Raw genomic sequence first — 18,556 nt, forward strand, 5'->3', positions numbered from 1 at the left:
TTATTCTCCTATCACAAAATTTTTTGGTCTGGCTGCATAACCAAAGTAATGCGCAATCGCCTCTACAATTCGCTCAGATGCTCTGCCATCACCATACGGATTGCTAGCTTGAGACATTTGATGATAAACAGTCTCATCTGTCAACAATGTCTCCATAGCCTCGCGAATATTCTCACTTTCTGTTCCAACTAACTTCAATGTCCCAGCAGTCACGCCTTCTGGTCTCTCTGTCGTATCACGCAATACCAGCACCGGTTTTCCCAAAGAAGGGGCTTCCTCTTGGACACCTCCAGAATCAGACATAATGAAATAACTTCTCGCTGCAATATTATGAAAATCCACAACATCTAAAGGCTCAATTAGATGAATCTGCGGATGATTGCTAAGAATTTCCTTTGCTACCTCTTGAACGGCTGGACTTAAATGAACAGGATAAATGACCTCAACATCACCGTGCGCTTCGACCACTTGCCGCAAGGTTCTAAACACACGACGCATTGGTTCTCCTTGATTTTCACGACGGTGCATGGTAACGAGAATAAGCTGATGATTTGATGGTATTTGCTCCAAAACATCATGATGATAATTCTCTTGAACAGTCAATTTTAAAGCGTCAATCGCTGTATTCCCTGTAACAAATATGTTTTTTTCATCATGATTTTCCTTAATGAGATTTTCTTTACTTTGCATCGTTGGAGCAAAATAAAGATCTGTTACAGCATCTGTCATTTGACGATTCATTTCTTCTGGAAATGGAGAATACTTTTCCCATGTCCTCAAACCAGCTTCCACATGTCCAATTCGAACTTGATTATAAAAAGCTGCCAAACTTGTTGCAAATGTTGTCGCTGTATCTCCATGTACCAAAATGATGTCAGGTTTCACTTCTTTTAAAAGTTTGTCCAGTTGGTTTAAAATTTTTACTGTAATATCCGTTAATGTTTGACTTTTTCCCATGATGTCCAAATCAATATCTGGTTCAATGTTAAAGGTTTGCAATACCTGATCTAACATTTGTCGATGTTGGGCAGTCACAACTGTCATGGTCTCAAATTTTTCTGATTGTTTTTTCAATTGAAGAATAAGTGGAGCCATCTTGATAGCTTCAGGTCTTGTACCAAAAACGACCATTACCTTTATTTTTTTCACGTTTTCCTCCTTATAACAGAATGACACAAATAAAAACGCCTAGCTAAAATAAGACAGCCACCCCCTACTATACACTAATATTGTACCGCTTTAAATTTATACCGTCAATATTTTAGTATACATTCTCTATGATTTTGTCCTATTATTTATGTAAAATTTATCCTCTTATTCAGCACTATTTTATAATAGTAAAATTATTATGTATTAAAAATAGTGCACTTTTACTATTACATCATAATTAGACTATTCTATCAATATTTTTGCTTATCCTATTTTTACAATACCATTCACAGATGTTAATTCTATCTCAAACAAAACATAGATTCATGACAAATATTATTTTTGTTAAACTTAATAAATAGCAATTTCAAAAGGACTGCATTAACGTTTTTATTACTCACTTTTTCTTGCAATCTTTTTCTCTTTTCATTATACTAAAAAGAGCGAGGAGTTGTTTTATATGGTAAAAGGTAATCAACAAAAGATTTTGGATGCTTTCTATGACTTAGCAATGCAAAATCCCAATGAAGCCAATCTCTCAATGAGTGACCTTGCCAAAAAAGCTGGTATTTCACGCCAAGCAATTTATAAACATCATTTCAATAGTGTTGACGACATCATTGAATCCATTCATGAAAGTATTGATAAGCCCATTTACGAAATGTTTTTAGAATATGATACTCTCGAAAATAAAGACCCATTTCTTTTCATTGCAGATAACATTTTCCCTATTCTTTATGAAAATCGAAAATGGCTAAAAATGCTGTATTCTAGCTCAACAGATCCTTATTGGACCAATTATTTAAAAAAGATTTACACAAAATGGGCACTTGAAAATATCAAACCGAATCAATCCCTTATTGATTTGCCAGATGATTTTATCATCTCCCTACTGGTTCATTATGTGATTGCCAACATTGAAGTGTGGCTAACCCAAGAAAATCCACTCCCACCACAAGTCTTCAAAGAAAAATTTTTAACCCTCGTTCATTCTTCTCTTGACCAATACATCTCACTAGACAAAGATAATCATATAGACTAGAAAAAAGAGCCCGAAAAATCGAGCTTTTAGAATATAGCTATTTTTCCTAGCTGGTAATTTTTGACAGAATAGCCCATACAATCAATATGTTTGTAGAGGCTATTTTTGTATCTCTTTTTCCTTGGTTTGTAACAGCAACATTTAAATAGTGCTCTGACTTTCATATAATTTAGAATTCAACAAAGAAAGAAATGATTTATCTACTTTTGAAGTAATCATCAGACTACAATTTACTACTTATATGACTGATGATGACAAACATTAGCGTAAAAATAGTGTGTAAAATAGGAAGCACTCTGGTAAAACTTCATAAATACAACTGCATAACTAAAAACTACATCAATACCTCTAACATCGTTCCAATGGCTGTTGGAGAGATTGCTTACCGTAACTTGAAGAAATGATGGTGGGAGAATGGTGGGAATTTTTCTCAAGGAACATTAAAAAAACACCCCATGGTGTTGAACCATGAAGTGTTGTAAAGTCTGTATTGTAGCCGTTTCTTAACGTTTTGAGAACTGGCTAGCTTTACGAGCCTTTTTAAGACCTGGTTGGTGGCACCTACATCTCTTTAAATACTAAAAGCCTTTATTTCTGCACTTTTATCACTATGCACTTTTCACTTTATGTTATATAATTTCAAATAATTTCATTTAAATAAGGTAAATTTCTCAACACTTCAAAAAATAGAATACTGGGCTAGAGGTTATCTTACTAGACAAGATGCCTTTTTTATTTTGATTAAATATAAAGTTGCTTAAAACAAAAAAATTGAGAGTTGGCAGGGCTTTGTCACTTACTTAATAGCATTGAAATTTTAAAAATTGACCAAAAATAATGACAAGACACACTAATTAAAAAATTTAAAGTTCCCAGATAAGAAATTGAGGTTGGGATGTTATACCCAGCCTTGTTTTAATATATTTGGAAAAATAGTTTGACACAGTGATTGGACGAAAGACTTAGGATTGAATAGTTGAAAGAACCTCAGTATCTGTCGCAATACTGCTGAAGGGCAAAGTTTTCTTGGACTGATACTGCTCTGTCTCTTTTATAATTGTGAATACAGATTTTTTAGGGTGATTAATCCTTCCTCCAGTTCTTCTACAGTGTCTGGAGAGCGAATGGCTATACGTATGGTTGATTGCTCTATCAAACTACCCGTAAAGAAACGTTCTGCACATAAAACTTCAATCCCCTCTTGTTTGGCAAGCTTCTCAAAGAACATAGCTAATAATCAAGAGCTATGGAAACAAGAGCTAGCAGCTTATCCATTTCATGAAGATGAAATAGTTATACTAGATGGTCATTTTACGCTTTTAGATTCATTAGGACAGATAGTTGAACTTCCATATTCTACTTTTGATGGTTTAAAAATTAATAGAATCATTTTAAAGATAGAAGTTCCTTCCACTATTCAAAAGCGATTGATGAAGAGGGATAACAGTCATTGGGACAAAGATTTGATTGATTCTTTTCAAGCCAGAGAACAAAAGCGAGTAATCGAATTTGCTCGATTAGAAAAGATTCCATTATTCGTTTATGATAATAATTCAAAATTGGAAGAATTAAAACAATTTCTTCTTTAGAATAAAAATAAGCAAGAGTTGTAGCTACTACTTGCTTATTTTTCATATCGTATCATAATTGTAATATTTTTCTAGTATAATATTATAAAAGGAGGTTTGGAAAATGAAAAAATTACTTAGTCTATTACTTTTAGGAATTGCTACTATATTTCTAATATCTTGTTCCAAGCAAAATACTCTTGACGGAGAATATTATAACCAATATGATTATCTAGTACTTGAAATTAAAGGAAATCAAGGAACATATCATGAAAATCACAATCATCCGATAACTAATGTAGATTCTCAAAATAAAACATTTACTTTTTCAGCTTCTGGAAGAGAATATGTTGCAACCTATGATATTAAAAAAGATGGGACTTTAACATTTGATACAGGAAACTTCCTAACAGGAGGAAATAAACAAACAGTTTATAAAAAAAATAGTGAAGCCTATAAGAAAAATATAAAAAAATGACTTAGAGATTTTCTCTAGGTCATTTTCTTGTTATTAAAAGGAGTTTCACATGCCATTTGGCTTCTACTTCTGTCAGTTGTTACAATAAAGGTTCGTGTGGATTAGAAATATACAAATCAAAATCATCAGACAGTTTGAGTATCAACTTTAAAAATAATTCCTTTTCTATCAGCTATGCTTTTAAATCGTTCTCTATTTAGTTCGTAAATTTCGTAGTAATTTTTTCTATTGCCTGTATCAAAATCGAGTGAATTTGTATAAATAGTATTGCCTCTTATCATTCTCATTAATTCCCAATATTGAATGAACTCGTTATCAGGTAGCTCATCAATCAAATGTTTAACATCATCTTCCTTTTCTTTGTATCCATCAAAAGTTCTAGTTATTAGAAAGTATATATAAGGTTTATATTTCTCAGAAGATAATTTTTCTTGATTATGAAGCATTTCATTTGATTCTTTTGTTAACAAAGAAATATCCTTTATATCTTTTTTGCGATTTTGTGAGGAATGCATAGTTTCAACAAGACGAATTTCTTCGATATCTTCATCCAAAAGCAACATACCAAAATCCTTCAATTCGAGGTAATATTTTGGATAAAATAAAAAAATATAATCTATCGTAATTAGCTGTTTAACATCAACTAGTTCTCTCTTTCCTCTTTTAAAAAGTTCATAATTTAATAAATCAGAGAATACTTTCAAAGACTGCCCCTTTTTCATATATCCTTTTATCTCTCTTTTTCGTTCTTCCTGTTTCTGCTGACTGATGAGCTTTTTCCTTTTGTTTTGTAACTGCTTGATTTCTTCATCTGCCATTAAGATTTTTTCTTCAATGTTTTTCATTTTCTCGTTTCCTCCCTTTCTAATTTTGAGTAAAGAAAAACAGTAAACCTTTTTTGATTTACTGTTCCTGTGGTAATTTTTATTAAGTTGTTAGTTCTACAAACTGGGATTTATCGAGCCGAATTTATCCACTGCTTTAGTTCCTCCGATAAGCGCTCATCAACTTCAATCCTCGTCTGCTTACACTCTTTAGGATACTGCTTTGCCTCCTTAAAAGCCATGCTGATAAACAGCCCGGAACCCACAGGAAGAATGCCTGTTAACATGGTCTGCGGAAAAATAAAATGCGTTCCATGTTCATAGGTCATGAGAACTACACTGTTATCCGCGTCCCTTTCTTTCAGCCTGTTTTCCATTCTACGAATGTATTTACAGGTATCCCAAAGTACATCATCCTCCGCACCAATCAGCAGAATGCGACCCTTTATATTCTCCACCTTTATTTTCTCGGCTTCCTGCACGGGATGCCTTTTCTCCGATTCATCGAACAAATCGCGACTGGCAACCATCGCGCCACGCCGTTTGGTTTCCTCAGATATTTTCTGCCAGTATTCCGGATGGCGATACGCATAGGGCAGATAAGGAAGCGGCTTACCGTGATATGAAACAGATGACTCTCCGTCTCCCGGACGTTCGTGAGCCCCGTCTTTCCCATCCTGATAAAAACCTTCCATCACAAAATCAGAAGGAGAAATGGCTATCGTAAGCGTTATTTCCGAAAAGCATGACGCTGCGACAAGCGCAAGCATACCAGTTGTCGAGGCACCCATAATACCGATTTCTTCATTGCCCATCGTCTTCAGAAATGCAAGTGCCTTCTCAAAACGTTCGAGTGGATAGTTATGGTGACCGTAATCTTTTGGGGCCGGTGACATTGTGAGGACGTTCAGACCTTTCTTTTGAAGCCATTTGACGCCACCCTTTGCCATCATGTCTTTTGTATCATCACCAAGCATGGCAATCATGCAATATTTACTGCCGTTCGGATTCGGCCAGTATACGCCGTTATATCCATCTTTCTCTATTGTTTTGATTTCTTTCTTCATGGGAAAGTTTCTCCTCTTCAACTTCAAATTTGTTTATCTATATTGACTAATATTATAGCATTTTTTTTCGATATTTTTCTACTGTCATATTTCTCTACTCACTACTATTTACCCTTTGAATGTATTACCTTGAATAACTTATCTTGAAATGTTTCCTTGCTCTTTTTGTCAAAATATATCTCTGTTACAAAGGTCTATATCCTCATTGGTAAACATAAGAGGATTTTTAACCACTCTTTCTACTATCAATCCTCTTTGTATGAGTCTATGATTTCTTCTTTTTCGTTCCTTTTCGTTTGCAAGTTTTTCTAATTTCTTACCTTGATTTTGTAATTGTTTCAGCTTTACATCGCACTTTTGTCTTTCTTGCTGAAGTTCAAAAATTTGTTCCTGTACTTCCTGTAATGTGTTCTCTTTCTTCATTTTTCATTCCTCCGTTTCAATTTTTCTCAAATAAAAAAACAGTAAACTGTTCCTTTCAATTCACTGTTTTCATATTAGTTGTTAGTTATATAAGCTATAATTTACCTATCGCAGTGTGTACTTCATGATGGCAACCAAAACGATAACATCACACTTTCTCAAATATCAAGATTTTCTGTGATAGTTTGTGAGCAATCGGCAACCAGTTAATAAGCTTAAGCACAGGAAATAAAGCAGACATCCCCCTTGTAATATCATCATCCTTTACACTACGGAAACCTCTTGCAATATCCTTAATATCATCAAAGGAATCCGCTCCAAATATGAATTTTGCTCCGGTTTTTTGTATGGACTTTTCAACATTTTCTTTCGCCACCCACCTTTTTGACAGGCACTCCATAAGAACATAAGCATTGTCAAAATTCTCTCGAATAATTCTGAGCATTTGGGCATTGTCTTCCCTTGTCAAGTACATTGACAAGCCCTCAATGATAAACAGAATGTTCCCATCTGCTTTTATTTCTTTTGCCCACGCCGAATCCGTTGCTGAAATACCGATGTTTGAAACTCTGCCGGATTCTGCAAAAATCTGATTCCTTACCTCAACTGTTTCAGGCAAATCAAGGTTGTACCATGTGATTTTTCCGTTATCCATGCGATAAAATCTCGTGTCAAGTCCACAAGCAATATTTACGACTGTACAGGTTGGATTTTCGTCAATAAACTCTTTTACCAGTTCATCAAATACAAGCGTTCTTGCAATCACGCCATAACTCATAAGGGAATCATTTGTGGCGACAGTAAAATCGTAATCAATTTTTTCAACCAATTCCACCGCTTTGGCATCATAAAATTTATGTCTTTTGCTCTTGGAATATTGTGCTCTTGCATAAAAACTCTGAAGCATCGTTTCCGCAGCACCATTCAAAATAGGTTTTATTTTTTCTTGCATTTTTATTTCTTCCAAGTATAAACACCCCCTACTAATTTGAATTTAGTTTTTAAAATAATGTGCATATCCATGCAATGACTAACGATCCGATAATCATAAATAACACTTGAATAATGTGTTCCTTTTTGTTATATCCAAAGAGTTTAGGACTAAGCTTATCTACCACTTCCGGATAATAATGTTCAAAAAAAACTAAAACCTCGATTGCACAAAAGTATCCAATCAAAAAATACAATATCAAAGGCTTTCAACAAAAGAAGTATCATCAGAAATCTAATGAAAAACTGAATGTAAGTAAAGTTATTTTGAACACCATCCACTGCACCAACGATAATTGAACTCCCCATGAATAGTATTGCAATAATAGCTAATATCCATCCAACTAAACTCTGACCACGAAAGCGTTTTTCCTTTGGTTCAATAACATCAAACACTTCTTTAGGACACGAAGAAAAGAAGTCTTTGTTTTGAATAAATCCAACTCCTGCCCACAGCAATAAGAACAATCCAATCATCATAATAACGGCAAGCAGTATCGTCATATACATAATTATCAATCACCACACAATATCCACTTTTCTTCTGAAAACTACCTGTAGAATATTACAAGAGAAAGCCGTCATTTCTATCTCCCCTTATTACGGCATATATATTTCTTCTTACTTCCTTTGCCTCAGGTAAAAATCCTGCCGCTGCCCAAGCATGCATCATTCTTTCTCCTATGTATGTTTTCATAACCACGCCATCCATTTTAGCTTTTTCTTTTGCCTCCGGCAGCTCTGCTATCAACACTTCATAAGAACCATAAATGATATACATGTCAGGTAGCCCCTTCCATGAGTACTCAATTGGCGATTTCATATATTCCACATTATTTAAATTTATTCTTTGCATTACTTGATCTTGTTCTTTCATGTAGCAAGCCGGAATAATGCAATCAAACTTATCAAGTCTCTCCATCTCTTTCATCTGTTCTTTAGTTGGAGGAATACGAAAGGTCGGAGAGTGCATAATCAATCTTTTTGGCATTGATAATCTCATGTCGTTTTCAAGAATATGCAAACATATATTTTGTGCAAGGCTTGCTCCACTTGATAAACCAAAAAATATAATATCATCTGCATTAAACGCCTTAAGTGCCTCGCTATAAACGTTTAGACCTGCGTCGATAATTTGCAAGCCAGTTGCTTTTGGAAAAAGCGGGTACCATACAAGCCAAACTTCAGCCTGACTTTGATTAGCCATATCTTGAGCAAACTCAAAATCACCGGAATCTCCCGGAATGGTATATCCACCACCAAAGAAATATAATACAAGCCTATTTGCCACTTTATTTTTTGGTTTGACGACATAATACAAAGTTCCGCTTGTACACTTTTCTTCAAAATCATAAGATTTATGAAGTTTTTCAAGAGGGAGTTTAGATTTCTGTTTCTTTTCTTGTTTAGCAAAACATTCATCCAGATTTTTTATTGCTTTTTTCATCATAGGTTTTACAGTATGACGAAATAAAAATTCCGTTAATTTATATTTAACACTCACAATGCATACCTCCTTAATTCCAAAAATGGCAAATTATTTTATTTCTTAACTTCCATTAAATCTCTGAATTGATTAGCCATTTTCACAGGATAAAGACTTGCCATGCTACCATGTCCCATGTTTTCAAATTTAATAAACTCAGTATTTGGAAAGTAAGTTTTCATATATTTGATATCCCATGCACGGGCTTTAGACTCTTTATCACCATACCAATATTGAATACGACCGCTATGTTCTGACACGTTCTTTGGCATAACATAGTTGTTGCAAGATTCAAATGTTCTCCATATCGTTTTATAACTAATAAAATTAAGGACTTTAGCAACATACTTCAATTCCTCTTCGCTGTATTCATCTGTAGAAAATGATTTTTCAAGAAGCTTTAACCCTCCAATTTTACCTATAGAAATCATAAGAAAATCTCTTATGGCAATCATTCTTGTAACAATCCAAGGAAGCTGATATGGTGTTATTGCTCCATCGCAAATAATGTTCCTTATTTTAATTCCGTGATTGGAGAACATTTTTAAAGCGATAGAACCGCCCATAGAGCAACCATACAAAAGATCAACTTTCTCAATTTTATGTTCTTTCAGCCATCCTAATAAATTATCGGCAATTTCTTCTACACTTGTAAAATTTTCGTTTGGATTTTCCTCATCATATCCGGGAAGTGCAGGAACAATAATATGATACTCTTCTTTAAGTATAGATAAAATGTATTCAAAATAGTCCCACATGACTAATGAAGGATGAATCAACACAATTATTTTATTTTTATCAGCTCCAAACTCATGTATGTTCACTAACTCTCCTCCAAAATCCCAATTTTAATATTACTTTTTATAAGCAATCATAACGCCGATGGGTGCCAGCCCTACATGTATCAAATTCATTTCAGTTGCCCTGAACCACAAGCAAGTTCAAGTACGTTCATATTTCTATTCAAGTAAGGACGAATATACTCACAAACATTATCATAAACTCCTTTATCCTTCTTCATAAAAGGAGCGTACAGCTTGGCGAATTTATTCCAAAACTTTTTATTGCTTTTATCATTCACTGCTAACACCCTCTTTTCAACAATATGTTTTAATCAATCTCAGCTTTTATCATTTTGCAATACTCTTCTACATTCGTTGTTATCTTTGTACAATGGTTTTGTCCCTTCCATATTCTTAACGCTGCATATGGATATTCTTTTGAAATAACTCTCTTTGCATATTTTAAATTAACTTCTTTGGATCCATAACAGAATATGCACCTCTTTTGTTCTGCTTCTGATAACTTCGGAAGATCTACAAATGCACAATCATGGCAGATATTTTTAATGCTTTGTTTATCTATTCTGATTAGATTTTCAGTCATCATTCGTCCCTTTGTTTCTCCATATATGCTTATAATTTTTCTATTAGCTGAGTCACTATTTTTAATAGCTTTTTTTCGTTCATATAGAACAATATTTCTTATGATAAACTCTAAAACACTCGCATTTTGACATAAACTACAGCCCTCAAATAAGGCTTTAACTATCTTTATATCCTTATGCTTTAATAATTCCAATAACACTACTCCACCTATTGATGCTCCAAAAGCAAGAGAAACTTCAGCAATATCATTTTCTTTAAAATAATTGTATAAATTCTCACTTTCTTGTTTTACCGACAAATACTTCCTATCTATCAATTTACCATGAGCAGACAGATCCGGAATAATGTATCTATACTCATTTCCAATATTATCGGCAATTAACTTTTTCATTCCCTCAGCAGAAGAAAGCATCGGATGTATGAGTAAAACTATTTTTTCTTTATCTTTATTTATGTCAATATATTCCATTTTGAACACCTCACAAACGGAAGTTAGTCTACATTAACTAATAATATTTTATCATTTTTAAGCCATTTTTTCTATATCGGCTTTTCATGTTACATAACGGTATTTTACAAAGAAAGGTTAAGCACCTTTTTTGATACTTAACCTTTCTTCTTTACGAATTAGAGATGTGATTAGCTGATAAAATTCATCAATAATTTTTTGTAAAAACTTTCCGCTTTCATCATCACTTTTAGCAATCTTTTGATAGTCTCCTACAAATATTATTGGAAGTTTTCCATGTAGTATGTTAAATAATTTATAGGCTTCATTCTGTCTATCAGTCGTGATTCTATCAAAATCATCAATTACAAGCACCTTATTATTTGACAAAAATTTTGGCAAAAGACATATATACATTGAATCAGATTTTACTTTTAAAAGTTGATAAACCGTAACTATTAAAGCAATTATAGTGCTAAGTATGATGAGAAAATTGTGAAAATAAATTGGTAGACCTAAAAAGATTAATAAGTCCTTTAAATAACTTAGTAATCCTAAATTTATAGCAGGAGTCATTAAGACACTAGTAACTACTGCAATCACAATTAAAAATCTAAGTAGATAATATAAAAATGGATGTAAGAGACTAAAAGCTATCGCAGTCACACTTCTCTCATCATGTGCTTCCCAAAGCTTTAAGTAAATAAATTTAGTGCTTTTTGCTTGCCCTTCCACTTTTTTTAGGAAAGTTGTTTTGCCACTCCCCCATACACCATTTAGAAAAAAAGTTTGAAAGATATCCTCTTCTGTATTTTGCAATTTTTGTAAAATAATCTTAGAAAATGTTTCTTCAGCAACTTTTGTTGAAACTTTATCAAATCTGATTTCTTTCATATCGAACTCCTATTTTAAGTATCGCTTTGTTAATATTAGTATATCATATACTTTTTAATCAAAGAAAAAAAGAAACAGCTAGTAACAATATATTGACTGTTTCAAGGAGACTATGAAAAAGAAAAGTTTTAGCATTATTTATAATATATAGGTGTGGGCTTAAATAAGTCCTAACCTACCCAAACGGCTAGTTTGTTGTCCTATATACTGAGAGGTCCTGACGTTTTTATTCCCAGATTCTAAGGCATTTGAAACTGGAAGTAATGAAAAAGATAGTTAGTATCCTTCTATTTGGCTTAGCAACCATATTCTTAATACCATGCTCAAAACAAAAAAGCCTTGATGGGGATTATTATTGGATTAGTGATAATCGAAATGAAAAGATTATGACAGTGGAACTGTTGAGAGTAATGGGGATTCACTATCACTTTAAATACAGATAAGAAAACTTTTAAACTTCTTTTGGAACAACTGAAAACTATTCTTATAAAGATGGTGTTTTTACAGCTAATTTAACGGGAGTTAAAAGAGAATACTATAAAAAAGATAGTAACGCCTACAAAAAGGCTCTGAAAAAGTATGGTTACGACAGATAGAAAAAATGACTTAGAGATTTTCTCTAGGTCATTTTCTTGTTGTTAGAAGGAGTTTTGCATGTCGTTTAGCTGCTACTTCTGTCAGTTGTTTAGGATTCCAAGCATAGTTAATGGACTGTCCTTTGTCATACAAACCCCAAACCTTAAATTTTGGATAACATTGTTTTACCAAAGAGATGAATTGAGTATCTGCTAGCTCTGGTAAGTCAATATCTGAAATGAAATTTGATTGATTTATTAAATAGTTGAACTTATCTAGTGCACTAGGTTCAAATTCATTGTAATCAGAGATGATATAGTCTTTGACTTGGTCAAAGTAACCGATGATGTGTTTGTTTTTTCTGGTTAGGTAATCTTCTACAATTTGTTTTGCAGATAGTCTATTGATGTCTAATTCAAAATTTAAGAAGTCTGTCAAACGAGTTTTGAGAGCTTGAGCAGAAACTTGTAGTGCTACTTCTACCTCTTGAAAAGCCATTTGCTGGTAAAAAATCTTAGTCAGAAGCACAATATCAGGCATTAAAAGAAAAGCTGAGTAAAAATTAGCCTCTCTTTCTTGTAGAGAATCATCATGAAAATCAGTGAATACTCGCCCACTGTGATGTAATAAGATGTGCCCTAATTCATGACATTTTGTAAAATTTTGACGAGTAATAGAATCACTATCTTGATAGGAAATCGTTAAAACACCATCATTGATATTAAAACCTGCTATATCTATTCGGATATGGTGAGGAATAACAAGTATATTTTTCTTGTCAACTTCATAATTGAAGTAATCCTGAAAAGTATAATAAAGAGGATGTACTTTATTTAATTTCATGAATGGATAAAGTGTTTGTTTGACACGATTCCAAACATTAAAGTAAATTCTTTGCACGAAACATCAGTCTTTCTTTTCTTTATTCATAGCCCTAATGGCTTTTTCTCTCTCTAACAGAAATTCTCTCAAATCTTCTTCTAGTATTTTTTTCTCTTCATCAGATAAATTTTTAGAAGTTTTCCGATATAGAACTTCAAATGTTGATAAATCAATCTCATCTGAATTTTTGTAGTCAGATTTACCCATTAAATAATCAATGGATACATTGTAAAAATTCGCTAATTTAGTAATAACTGATTGTGTTGGGTTAGCTTTAGCATTTTCCCATTTAGCATAGGCTTGCTGAGAAATCCCAAATTCTTTTGCTACATCGCTTTGTGTTAGATTGGCTTCTAAACGCAGAGCTTTTAAGCGTTCAGGAAACATTTTTGTACCTCTTTAAAAATTTTTAATTTTTTTACAAAAAACTCTTGACAATACAACCTATAAGTTGTATTATATATTTACAACCTGAAGGTTGTGTAAGTCTTGTTAATACTAAACCTAAAATTATGAAATAGATAAATTTAATAAAGTATGAAAAAGGTCGATATTAACAAAAAGATTTAAATTTGTTCTTTGAAAATTGAATAAAAAAGTGCGTCAGACAACCTCACTCAAGCTTAGCTGACCAACACACAATATTGTTTAGCAACTATTATTGTAACGGTTTTATCGCAAAAAGTCAAGGAGGTTGGAGTAGATGAACCTAGAATGGAATGATATTATCTCACGCACTCGGCTTTTTGCCCCTCTTGACCGAATAACAAAGGGGAACTGCTACCGAGAGGTGGAGGCACTATTTAGTAAAAATGTAGAGAGACGGATAGCTAAGTAGAACTATATGCGGGCGGTATGTGAATCTAAGAGATTTGCTAATGGATAAGGTGAGAAAGATGGTACATTGAGTTGTGGCAAAATTCGTGACTTATTCGAGTGAGTAGTTTTGTCGTGAGACATAACGAAAGTAGCGTTGCGAAGATACGAGCACGCCTAGACAGATATATTTCTGTTTAGAAGAATAGAAAATGGTTATTTGATATTGTATGGGATATGGATTTTTTTATTTGATGAGGTTGAGGAAGGATTTTTCTTTTTATGTCTTTTTTTCTTCAGTATTTTTTTATCTTTATCTTTCATTTTGCTTAGATGTTCTGAGTACCGTAGGGCAATACGTTTTTTATTTTTTGAACCAGACATAATTTGCTCCTTTATTTTTATCATATCATTTTCTACTCTTTTAAGCAGGAATCATCTATTTAAAAGAGTAGAAAACATCTAAAACAAATACAAATGATTGACAATGTAAACTAATCGTATTATAATAAATAATGAAAGGTGGTGACGCTGATGGCAACTGTACCAACTCAAATTCGGATTGATGAGACCGTAAAAGCGCAAGCAACTTCATTATTTAATGATTTAGGAATGGATATGTCTAGCGCAGTTAATATTTTTCTTCGCCAATGTGTCTTACGTGGAGGAATTCCCTTCACGGTTGAAGTGCCAAACTACAATGCAAAAACGCTAGAAGCTATTGCTGAAGCGAAACGGATTTCTCGTGATAATTCTGTAGCCTCCTATGACAATATGGAAGATTTAAAGAAAGCTCTGGAAGCCTAAATGTATCAAATTAAGTTTACCTCTGCTTTTAAAAAAAGCTATAAACGAATGAAAAAACGAGGCTTAGATATAGCCCTTCTAGATGAAGTGATTGAAAAACTTCGCCTAGGGCAAACACTCGAAGAAAAATACCGTGACCACGAATTGAAAGGAAACTTTGTTGGCTTTAGGGAATGCCATATCAAACCTGATTGGCTCTTGATTTATCTGATTGAAGACGATATTCTAACCCTTACTTTAGCCGACACGGGCAGTCATGCGGATTTGTTTAAGATGTAAAGACAGTTCATTATGAGCTGTCTTTTTTATTTTCTACTCTTTTAAGCTGATGAAACCGTTAAAATAATAAAAAAGGAGGAACTGATATGAACTATTATGAACGAAGTTTTCAACGAATCTATGAAAGCTTCGTTTTTTCTTTAAAAATATATCCTGATGAATACTACCAAAAACTCTTACTTCATCAGATTTTAGAAAGGATAGATACCGTATTTGAACACTACCGAAAGTTAGAATTGCCACTTTATCCCTTAGTACAATGGAAAAACCACTACAAATTTAAAGTACAACACTATTACATGATGAATGGAGGTTAAGATAGATGAGTTACTTTGAAGAACGATTCCAACAGATTTATGAGAAATTTCTTTTTTCTCTTAAAATTTACGGTTATGATTCCTCACGCCGTGAAACCTGCTACCAAGACTGCCTAGGTGAAATGGACAGTCTTTTTTTGCGCCATGATAACCATGACCGATTTGCTAAAAAGCTTCTGGACTGTAAGAATGCTTTTCAACGCAAAGTCAAAAAAGCCTATCTAGGAATATGAGGAGATAGAAATGACTAGAGTAAGAGCACCAAATCACTAAAACTTGAACCAATTATTACTTAAATTGACCTAGACAAGTCATGAAAAGGTCTGAAAAACAAATGAATGAGGTAAAAATCAATGGAAATTACAAAAGTTTATGTTGACCAAAACACTGTCCTTGGAAATGAGGTCTTTGTATCAGGTATGGAAGAAATTCGTGCCAATGACTATAATCCTGCCTCTTATCGTGTCTTTGAAATTTCAAGCCGTAAAGAGCCATCCGCTTTCTTGATTGTAGAAGGCTTTAAAATGTCAGATGTCCCTGAAGGTCGTCAAAAAATTGTCTTCCCTCGTGGGATTGCAATTGAGCGCCGCAACTTCCGCTTTGGAGGAAAACGAAAACGTGAAAATGTCTTTGTAGCTGAAGAAATGCGGATTATTAAAACAAAATAAAAACCTAGAAAATAGCTAAATAAAGGAGAATAAATATGACTGTAAAATATGCGACTGATGTAATTGAAACATTTGATACTGAAAAAACACTAGGAACGCTAAACTTCCTAGAAACGATTCTTCACAAAAAATGGGAAGATTATGTAGATGAAGCAACAGGCGAAGAAAAACGTCGGGAAACAGATTTTGTGGAAGAAGTTGATGTCAAACTCTATTCTTCTGCCGTAAATGGGGATATTACAGTAACGGTTCCGCCTGAAGCAAAGGTAGCCCAAATGACCGCTGAAAAGAACTACAATGATGAAGTGGTGCTAGTTGCTCCTACTGCTCGTTTCTGGACAAATACGGAAACCATTAACGGCAACCGTGTTGTATCAAGCGGTGTAAAAATCCGTGCTAAAGATGTGTCCCTGCTCAATAAACCCGAAGCTAAAAAGGAAGGGTGATAAGCTATGAAGCTGTTCACCTATCGTGGTGTTCGTGTCAAAAAATACCATGAAAAGATTAGAAGAACCACCTTCTTTATTTTTTTACTACCATTCCTAATTGGTTTTGGCTTTTTTATTTACGCTCATCAGGTTCAGCTTCAACAGTCCCCTCTTCCTTATGGTATTAGCTTAGGAGTAAGTCTTTTAATAGTCATACTCCTTCTGCTTCTTCTTCAAGCAATTTGTTACCAGAAGTTACTCTTTTTTGGTCGATTAGATAGCTTGCGAATTATTTCCCACTTTTTGATAGAAAATAACTTAGTGCTGGTCAAGAAAATCAAAACAGAAAAAGGATTTATTGAACGAACAAGCTTGCCTAAAGTGTATCTCAAACGTGACCGCTTTAGTGTCACCGTGACCTTTCAGCTTCAAGGAAGCCGATTTCAAGAACGCTTTATATCCCTTGAAAAATCTCTAGAAATTATGTTTGACGGGGATTTTATGAATAAGCAATTTACCAACGGCTACGTCTCTTATACCATTGCGATTGACCAATTTTCAGGGCGCTTGTCTATCTTTGATGTGAAGATGACAGATAAGGGAATCCGCCTTATGAAAGGTGTCTATTGGGATTTTGATAAACACCCACACTTGCTAATCGGTGGTGGGACTGGTGGAGGTAAAACCATTCTTATTATGGTTTTAGTCTGGATTTTAGCTCAAATTGGTTATGTTGAAATCCTTGACCCCAAACGTTCGGATTTTGTCGGCTTAAAAAATATCCCTGTATTTAAAGGACGTGTTTTCTGGGAAAAAGAAGATATGCTGAATTGTCTTAAAGAAGCGGAACAGGAAATGGATAGACGCTTTGATTACATGACAAGTCAGTCTGATTATCAAGCAGGGAAAAAATATTTTGCCTACGGTTTGAAGCCTCGCTTTATCATCATTGATGAACTAGCTGCTTTAGCTGCTAAACTAGAGCGAGACTATGCTTCTGCTAGTGCCTTTATTGAGTATTTAACAGAGCTGATTCTCAAAGGTCGTCAATCAGGGGTTTATATGATTTCTGCCATGCAAAGACCTGACGGGGAATATCTAAAAACCTCTTTGCGTGACCAATTCATGAAGCGAATTTCAGTTGGTCACTTAGAAGACGTTGGCTATAAGATGATGTTCGGAGACGCCAACGTTAATAAACTTTTCAAGAAAATAGATGAGATTGACGGAGAAGAAATTTCTGGTCGTGGCTATATTGCCAATGGCGGGGAAATTGCTAGAGAATTTTATTCTCCTCTTGTACCACTTGATGATGGCTTTTCTTTCTTTGATGAGTTTAAAAAGTTGCCTCCCCTTGAAGACCCTTTGGCAATCACCCAACCTGCTAACCATCTATCTAACACAGTTGAAACAGAGGACAAATTGTTATCTCTCAATACATTTGCGAAAAACGCTGAAATATCCGTTTCAACGCTAAGAAATCTTGTTAAATATATAGAAGAACAGGACTATACATTTACAAGAGCAGACAATCGTATTATGCTAGATAAGGCGGATATTAGTTTATTGGAGGAATTATTAACGGAAAAGGAACAATCAGGCTTATCTTATAAGCAGGTCGTCTTAGAGCATTTTACAGCTACTGAGCCAGCGTAGGCACGAAGGTCAAGGTCAGGGCGTAGCCCGTCCGACCTGCCCGACCGAGCTGACAAGCATGGCGCTTTGGGGTGTGCCGTAGGCACGCCCCAAAAGGGCTTAACCACCCGATACTAATAGGGGGGTTAAAACTAACACAAGCCCTTAAAAGGCTGTTAGATTCCCTATTCTTCCCGTCACTAGAACAAACACAAAAAGGAGGTGGAAAAAGAATGATAAGCAATACCGATTTAAAACGTATCAGGCTTGAGTTAGGGTTTACCCAACGCAAAATGGCAACGATGATTGGTTATAGTTACTACAACTACCGAAACATTGAACAGGGTCAACGAAAGATGACCAAGGAATTTGAACAAACACTCTTTCACTT

At 34.2% G+C, this 18,556-nt stretch carries 24 protein-coding genes and 4 pseudogenes; 12 read left to right on the plus strand and 16 right to left on the minus strand.

Annotated elements, in window-relative coordinates; translation table 11 throughout:
- A complete protein-coding gene (wecB, locus tag IYQ91_RS06860) occupies positions 1-1,149 on the minus strand; it encodes a non-hydrolyzing UDP-N-acetylglucosamine 2-epimerase (protein ID WP_324252986.1) in 1,149 nt (382 codons plus the stop codon).
- Between the two features lie 460 nt (positions 1,150-1,609).
- Here wecB and IYQ91_RS06865 point away from each other — a divergent pair, with 460 nt between their 5' ends.
- Positions 1,610-2,191, plus strand: coding sequence for a TetR/AcrR family transcriptional regulator (locus IYQ91_RS06865; protein WP_117644824.1), 582 nt, complete (start codon positions 1,610-1,612; stop codon positions 2,189-2,191).
- A gap of 326 nt (positions 2,192-2,517) precedes the next feature.
- Positions 2,518-2,595, plus strand: a pseudogene (locus IYQ91_RS06870) (site-specific integrase); the annotation flags it as partial.
- A gap of 647 nt (positions 2,596-3,242) precedes the next feature.
- Here the strand turns inward: IYQ91_RS06870 and IYQ91_RS10160 are convergent.
- Positions 3,243-3,413 (minus strand): annotated as a pseudogene (locus tag IYQ91_RS10160) (PLP-dependent aminotransferase family protein); the annotation flags it as partial.
- Between IYQ91_RS10160 and IYQ91_RS06875 the strand changes: the two are divergent.
- Together IYQ91_RS06875 and IYQ91_RS06880 are read left to right on the plus strand one after the other, a co-directional pair.
- Complete coding sequence (locus IYQ91_RS06875; protein ID WP_410468292.1) at positions 3,343-3,780, plus strand: AAA family ATPase; 438 nt, start codon at positions 3,343-3,345, stop codon at positions 3,778-3,780. The pseudogene IYQ91_RS10160 and the gene IYQ91_RS06875 sit on opposite strands and share 71 nt — an antisense overlap.
- 103 nt (positions 3,781-3,883) lie before the next feature.
- A complete protein-coding gene (locus tag IYQ91_RS06880; protein WP_062200664.1) occupies positions 3,884-4,237 on the plus strand; it encodes a hypothetical protein in 354 nt (117 codons plus the stop codon).
- 125 nt (positions 4,238-4,362) lie between these two features.
- Here the strand turns inward: IYQ91_RS06880 and IYQ91_RS10035 are convergent, their stop codons facing one another.
- From IYQ91_RS10035 to IYQ91_RS06950, 14 genes and pseudogenes are all read right to left on the minus strand, one after another.
- Complete coding sequence (locus IYQ91_RS10035) at positions 4,363-5,082, minus strand: hypothetical protein (protein WP_062200665.1); 720 nt, start codon at positions 5,080-5,082, stop codon at positions 4,363-4,365.
- Positions 5,083-5,192: 110 nt separating this feature from the next.
- Positions 5,193-6,128, minus strand: coding sequence for an acyl-CoA thioester hydrolase/BAAT C-terminal domain-containing protein (locus IYQ91_RS06890; RefSeq protein ID WP_062200666.1), 936 nt, complete (start codon positions 6,126-6,128; stop codon positions 5,193-5,195).
- Between the two features lie 104 nt (positions 6,129-6,232).
- Positions 6,233-6,307 (minus strand): hypothetical protein, encoded by a 75-nt coding sequence (locus IYQ91_RS10165; protein WP_080554318.1) that lies wholly within the window; start codon positions 6,305-6,307, stop codon positions 6,233-6,235.
- A gap of 13 nt (positions 6,308-6,320) precedes the next feature.
- A pseudogene (locus tag IYQ91_RS06900) lies at positions 6,321-6,551 on the minus strand (DUF3847 domain-containing protein); the annotation flags it as partial.
- A 148-nt stretch (positions 6,552-6,699) separates the two neighbouring features.
- On the minus strand, positions 6,700-7,518 hold the full coding sequence (locus tag IYQ91_RS06905; protein ID WP_229311721.1) for a class I SAM-dependent methyltransferase: 819 nt from the start codon (positions 7,516-7,518) through the stop codon (positions 6,700-6,702).
- 167 nt (positions 7,519-7,685) lie between these two features.
- Positions 7,686-8,051 (minus strand): hypothetical protein, encoded by a 366-nt coding sequence (locus IYQ91_RS06910; RefSeq protein ID WP_229311722.1) that lies wholly within the window; start codon positions 8,049-8,051, stop codon positions 7,686-7,688.
- Between the two features lie 55 nt (positions 8,052-8,106).
- Complete coding sequence (locus tag IYQ91_RS06915; protein WP_049517558.1) at positions 8,107-9,045, minus strand: alpha/beta hydrolase; 939 nt, start codon at positions 9,043-9,045, stop codon at positions 8,107-8,109.
- A 38-nt stretch (positions 9,046-9,083) separates the two neighbouring features.
- A complete protein-coding gene (locus IYQ91_RS06920; RefSeq protein WP_004804273.1) occupies positions 9,084-9,851 on the minus strand; it encodes an alpha/beta fold hydrolase in 768 nt (255 codons plus the stop codon).
- A gap of 92 nt (positions 9,852-9,943) precedes the next feature.
- Positions 9,944-10,108, minus strand: a pseudogene (locus IYQ91_RS06925) (class I SAM-dependent methyltransferase); the annotation flags it as partial.
- A 29-nt stretch (positions 10,109-10,137) separates the two neighbouring features.
- Positions 10,138-10,884 carry an alpha/beta hydrolase gene (locus tag IYQ91_RS06930; RefSeq protein WP_049517559.1) on the minus strand — a complete coding sequence of 249 codons (747 nt, stop codon included), beginning with the start codon at positions 10,882-10,884 and terminating at the stop codon, positions 10,138-10,140.
- A gap of 117 nt (positions 10,885-11,001) precedes the next feature.
- Positions 11,002-11,757: a P-loop NTPase fold protein gene (locus tag IYQ91_RS06935; protein ID WP_062200670.1), complete on the minus strand. Its 756-nt coding sequence runs from the start codon at positions 11,755-11,757 to the stop codon at positions 11,002-11,004.
- A gap of 624 nt (positions 11,758-12,381) precedes the next feature.
- Positions 12,382-13,233 (minus strand): ImmA/IrrE family metallo-endopeptidase, encoded by an 852-nt coding sequence (locus tag IYQ91_RS06940; RefSeq protein ID WP_070670859.1) that lies wholly within the window; start codon positions 13,231-13,233, stop codon positions 12,382-12,384.
- A gap of 6 nt (positions 13,234-13,239) precedes the next feature.
- On the minus strand, positions 13,240-13,602 hold the full coding sequence (locus IYQ91_RS06945; RefSeq protein ID WP_000483806.1) for a helix-turn-helix domain-containing protein: 363 nt from the start codon (positions 13,600-13,602) through the stop codon (positions 13,240-13,242).
- Positions 13,603-14,247: 645 nt separating this feature from the next.
- Complete coding sequence (locus IYQ91_RS06950) at positions 14,248-14,415, minus strand: hypothetical protein (protein WP_156469071.1); 168 nt, start codon at positions 14,413-14,415, stop codon at positions 14,248-14,250.
- A 150-nt stretch (positions 14,416-14,565) separates the two neighbouring features.
- Between IYQ91_RS06950 and IYQ91_RS06955 the strand changes: the two genes are divergently transcribed.
- The 8 genes from IYQ91_RS06955 to IYQ91_RS06990 form a co-directional block, all read left to right on the plus strand.
- Positions 14,566-14,838: a type II toxin-antitoxin system RelB/DinJ family antitoxin gene (locus IYQ91_RS06955; RefSeq protein ID WP_062200672.1), complete on the plus strand. Its 273-nt coding sequence runs from the start codon at positions 14,566-14,568 to the stop codon at positions 14,836-14,838.
- The gene (locus IYQ91_RS06960) at positions 14,839-15,117 is read left to right on the plus strand and encodes a type II toxin-antitoxin system YafQ family toxin (protein ID WP_062200998.1); all 279 of its coding nucleotides are present in this window, start codon (positions 14,839-14,841) and stop codon (positions 15,115-15,117) included.
- An 86-nt stretch (positions 15,118-15,203) separates the two neighbouring features.
- The gene (locus tag IYQ91_RS06965; RefSeq protein ID WP_062201001.1) at positions 15,204-15,434 is read left to right on the plus strand and encodes a hypothetical protein; all 231 of its coding nucleotides are present in this window, start codon (positions 15,204-15,206) and stop codon (positions 15,432-15,434) included.
- A gap of 5 nt (positions 15,435-15,439) precedes the next feature.
- Positions 15,440-15,667, plus strand: coding sequence for a hypothetical protein (locus tag IYQ91_RS06970; RefSeq protein WP_062201004.1), 228 nt, complete (start codon positions 15,440-15,442; stop codon positions 15,665-15,667).
- Positions 15,668-15,787: 120 nt separating this feature from the next.
- Positions 15,788-16,102, plus strand: a complete 315-nt coding sequence (locus tag IYQ91_RS06975; protein ID WP_062201006.1) for a hypothetical protein — start codon at positions 15,788-15,790, stop codon at positions 16,100-16,102.
- 35 nt (positions 16,103-16,137) lie between these two features.
- A complete protein-coding gene (locus tag IYQ91_RS06980) occupies positions 16,138-16,548 on the plus strand; it encodes a DUF961 family protein (RefSeq protein ID WP_002922355.1) in 411 nt (136 codons plus the stop codon).
- 6 nt (positions 16,549-16,554) lie between these two features.
- Entirely contained in the window at positions 16,555-18,186 is a 1,632-nt protein-coding gene (locus IYQ91_RS06985) for an FtsK/SpoIIIE domain-containing protein (RefSeq protein ID WP_062201009.1), read from the plus strand.
- A 212-nt stretch (positions 18,187-18,398) separates the two neighbouring features.
- On the plus strand, positions 18,399-18,556 hold a 158-nt coding region (locus tag IYQ91_RS06990), incomplete at its 3' end, for a helix-turn-helix domain-containing protein (RefSeq protein ID WP_195673440.1).

Origin of the sequence: Streptococcus sp. HF-2466, from assembly GCF_015594645.1 — a bacterium.
GTDB lineage: Bacteria > Bacillota > Bacilli > Lactobacillales > Streptococcaceae > Streptococcus > Streptococcus anginosus.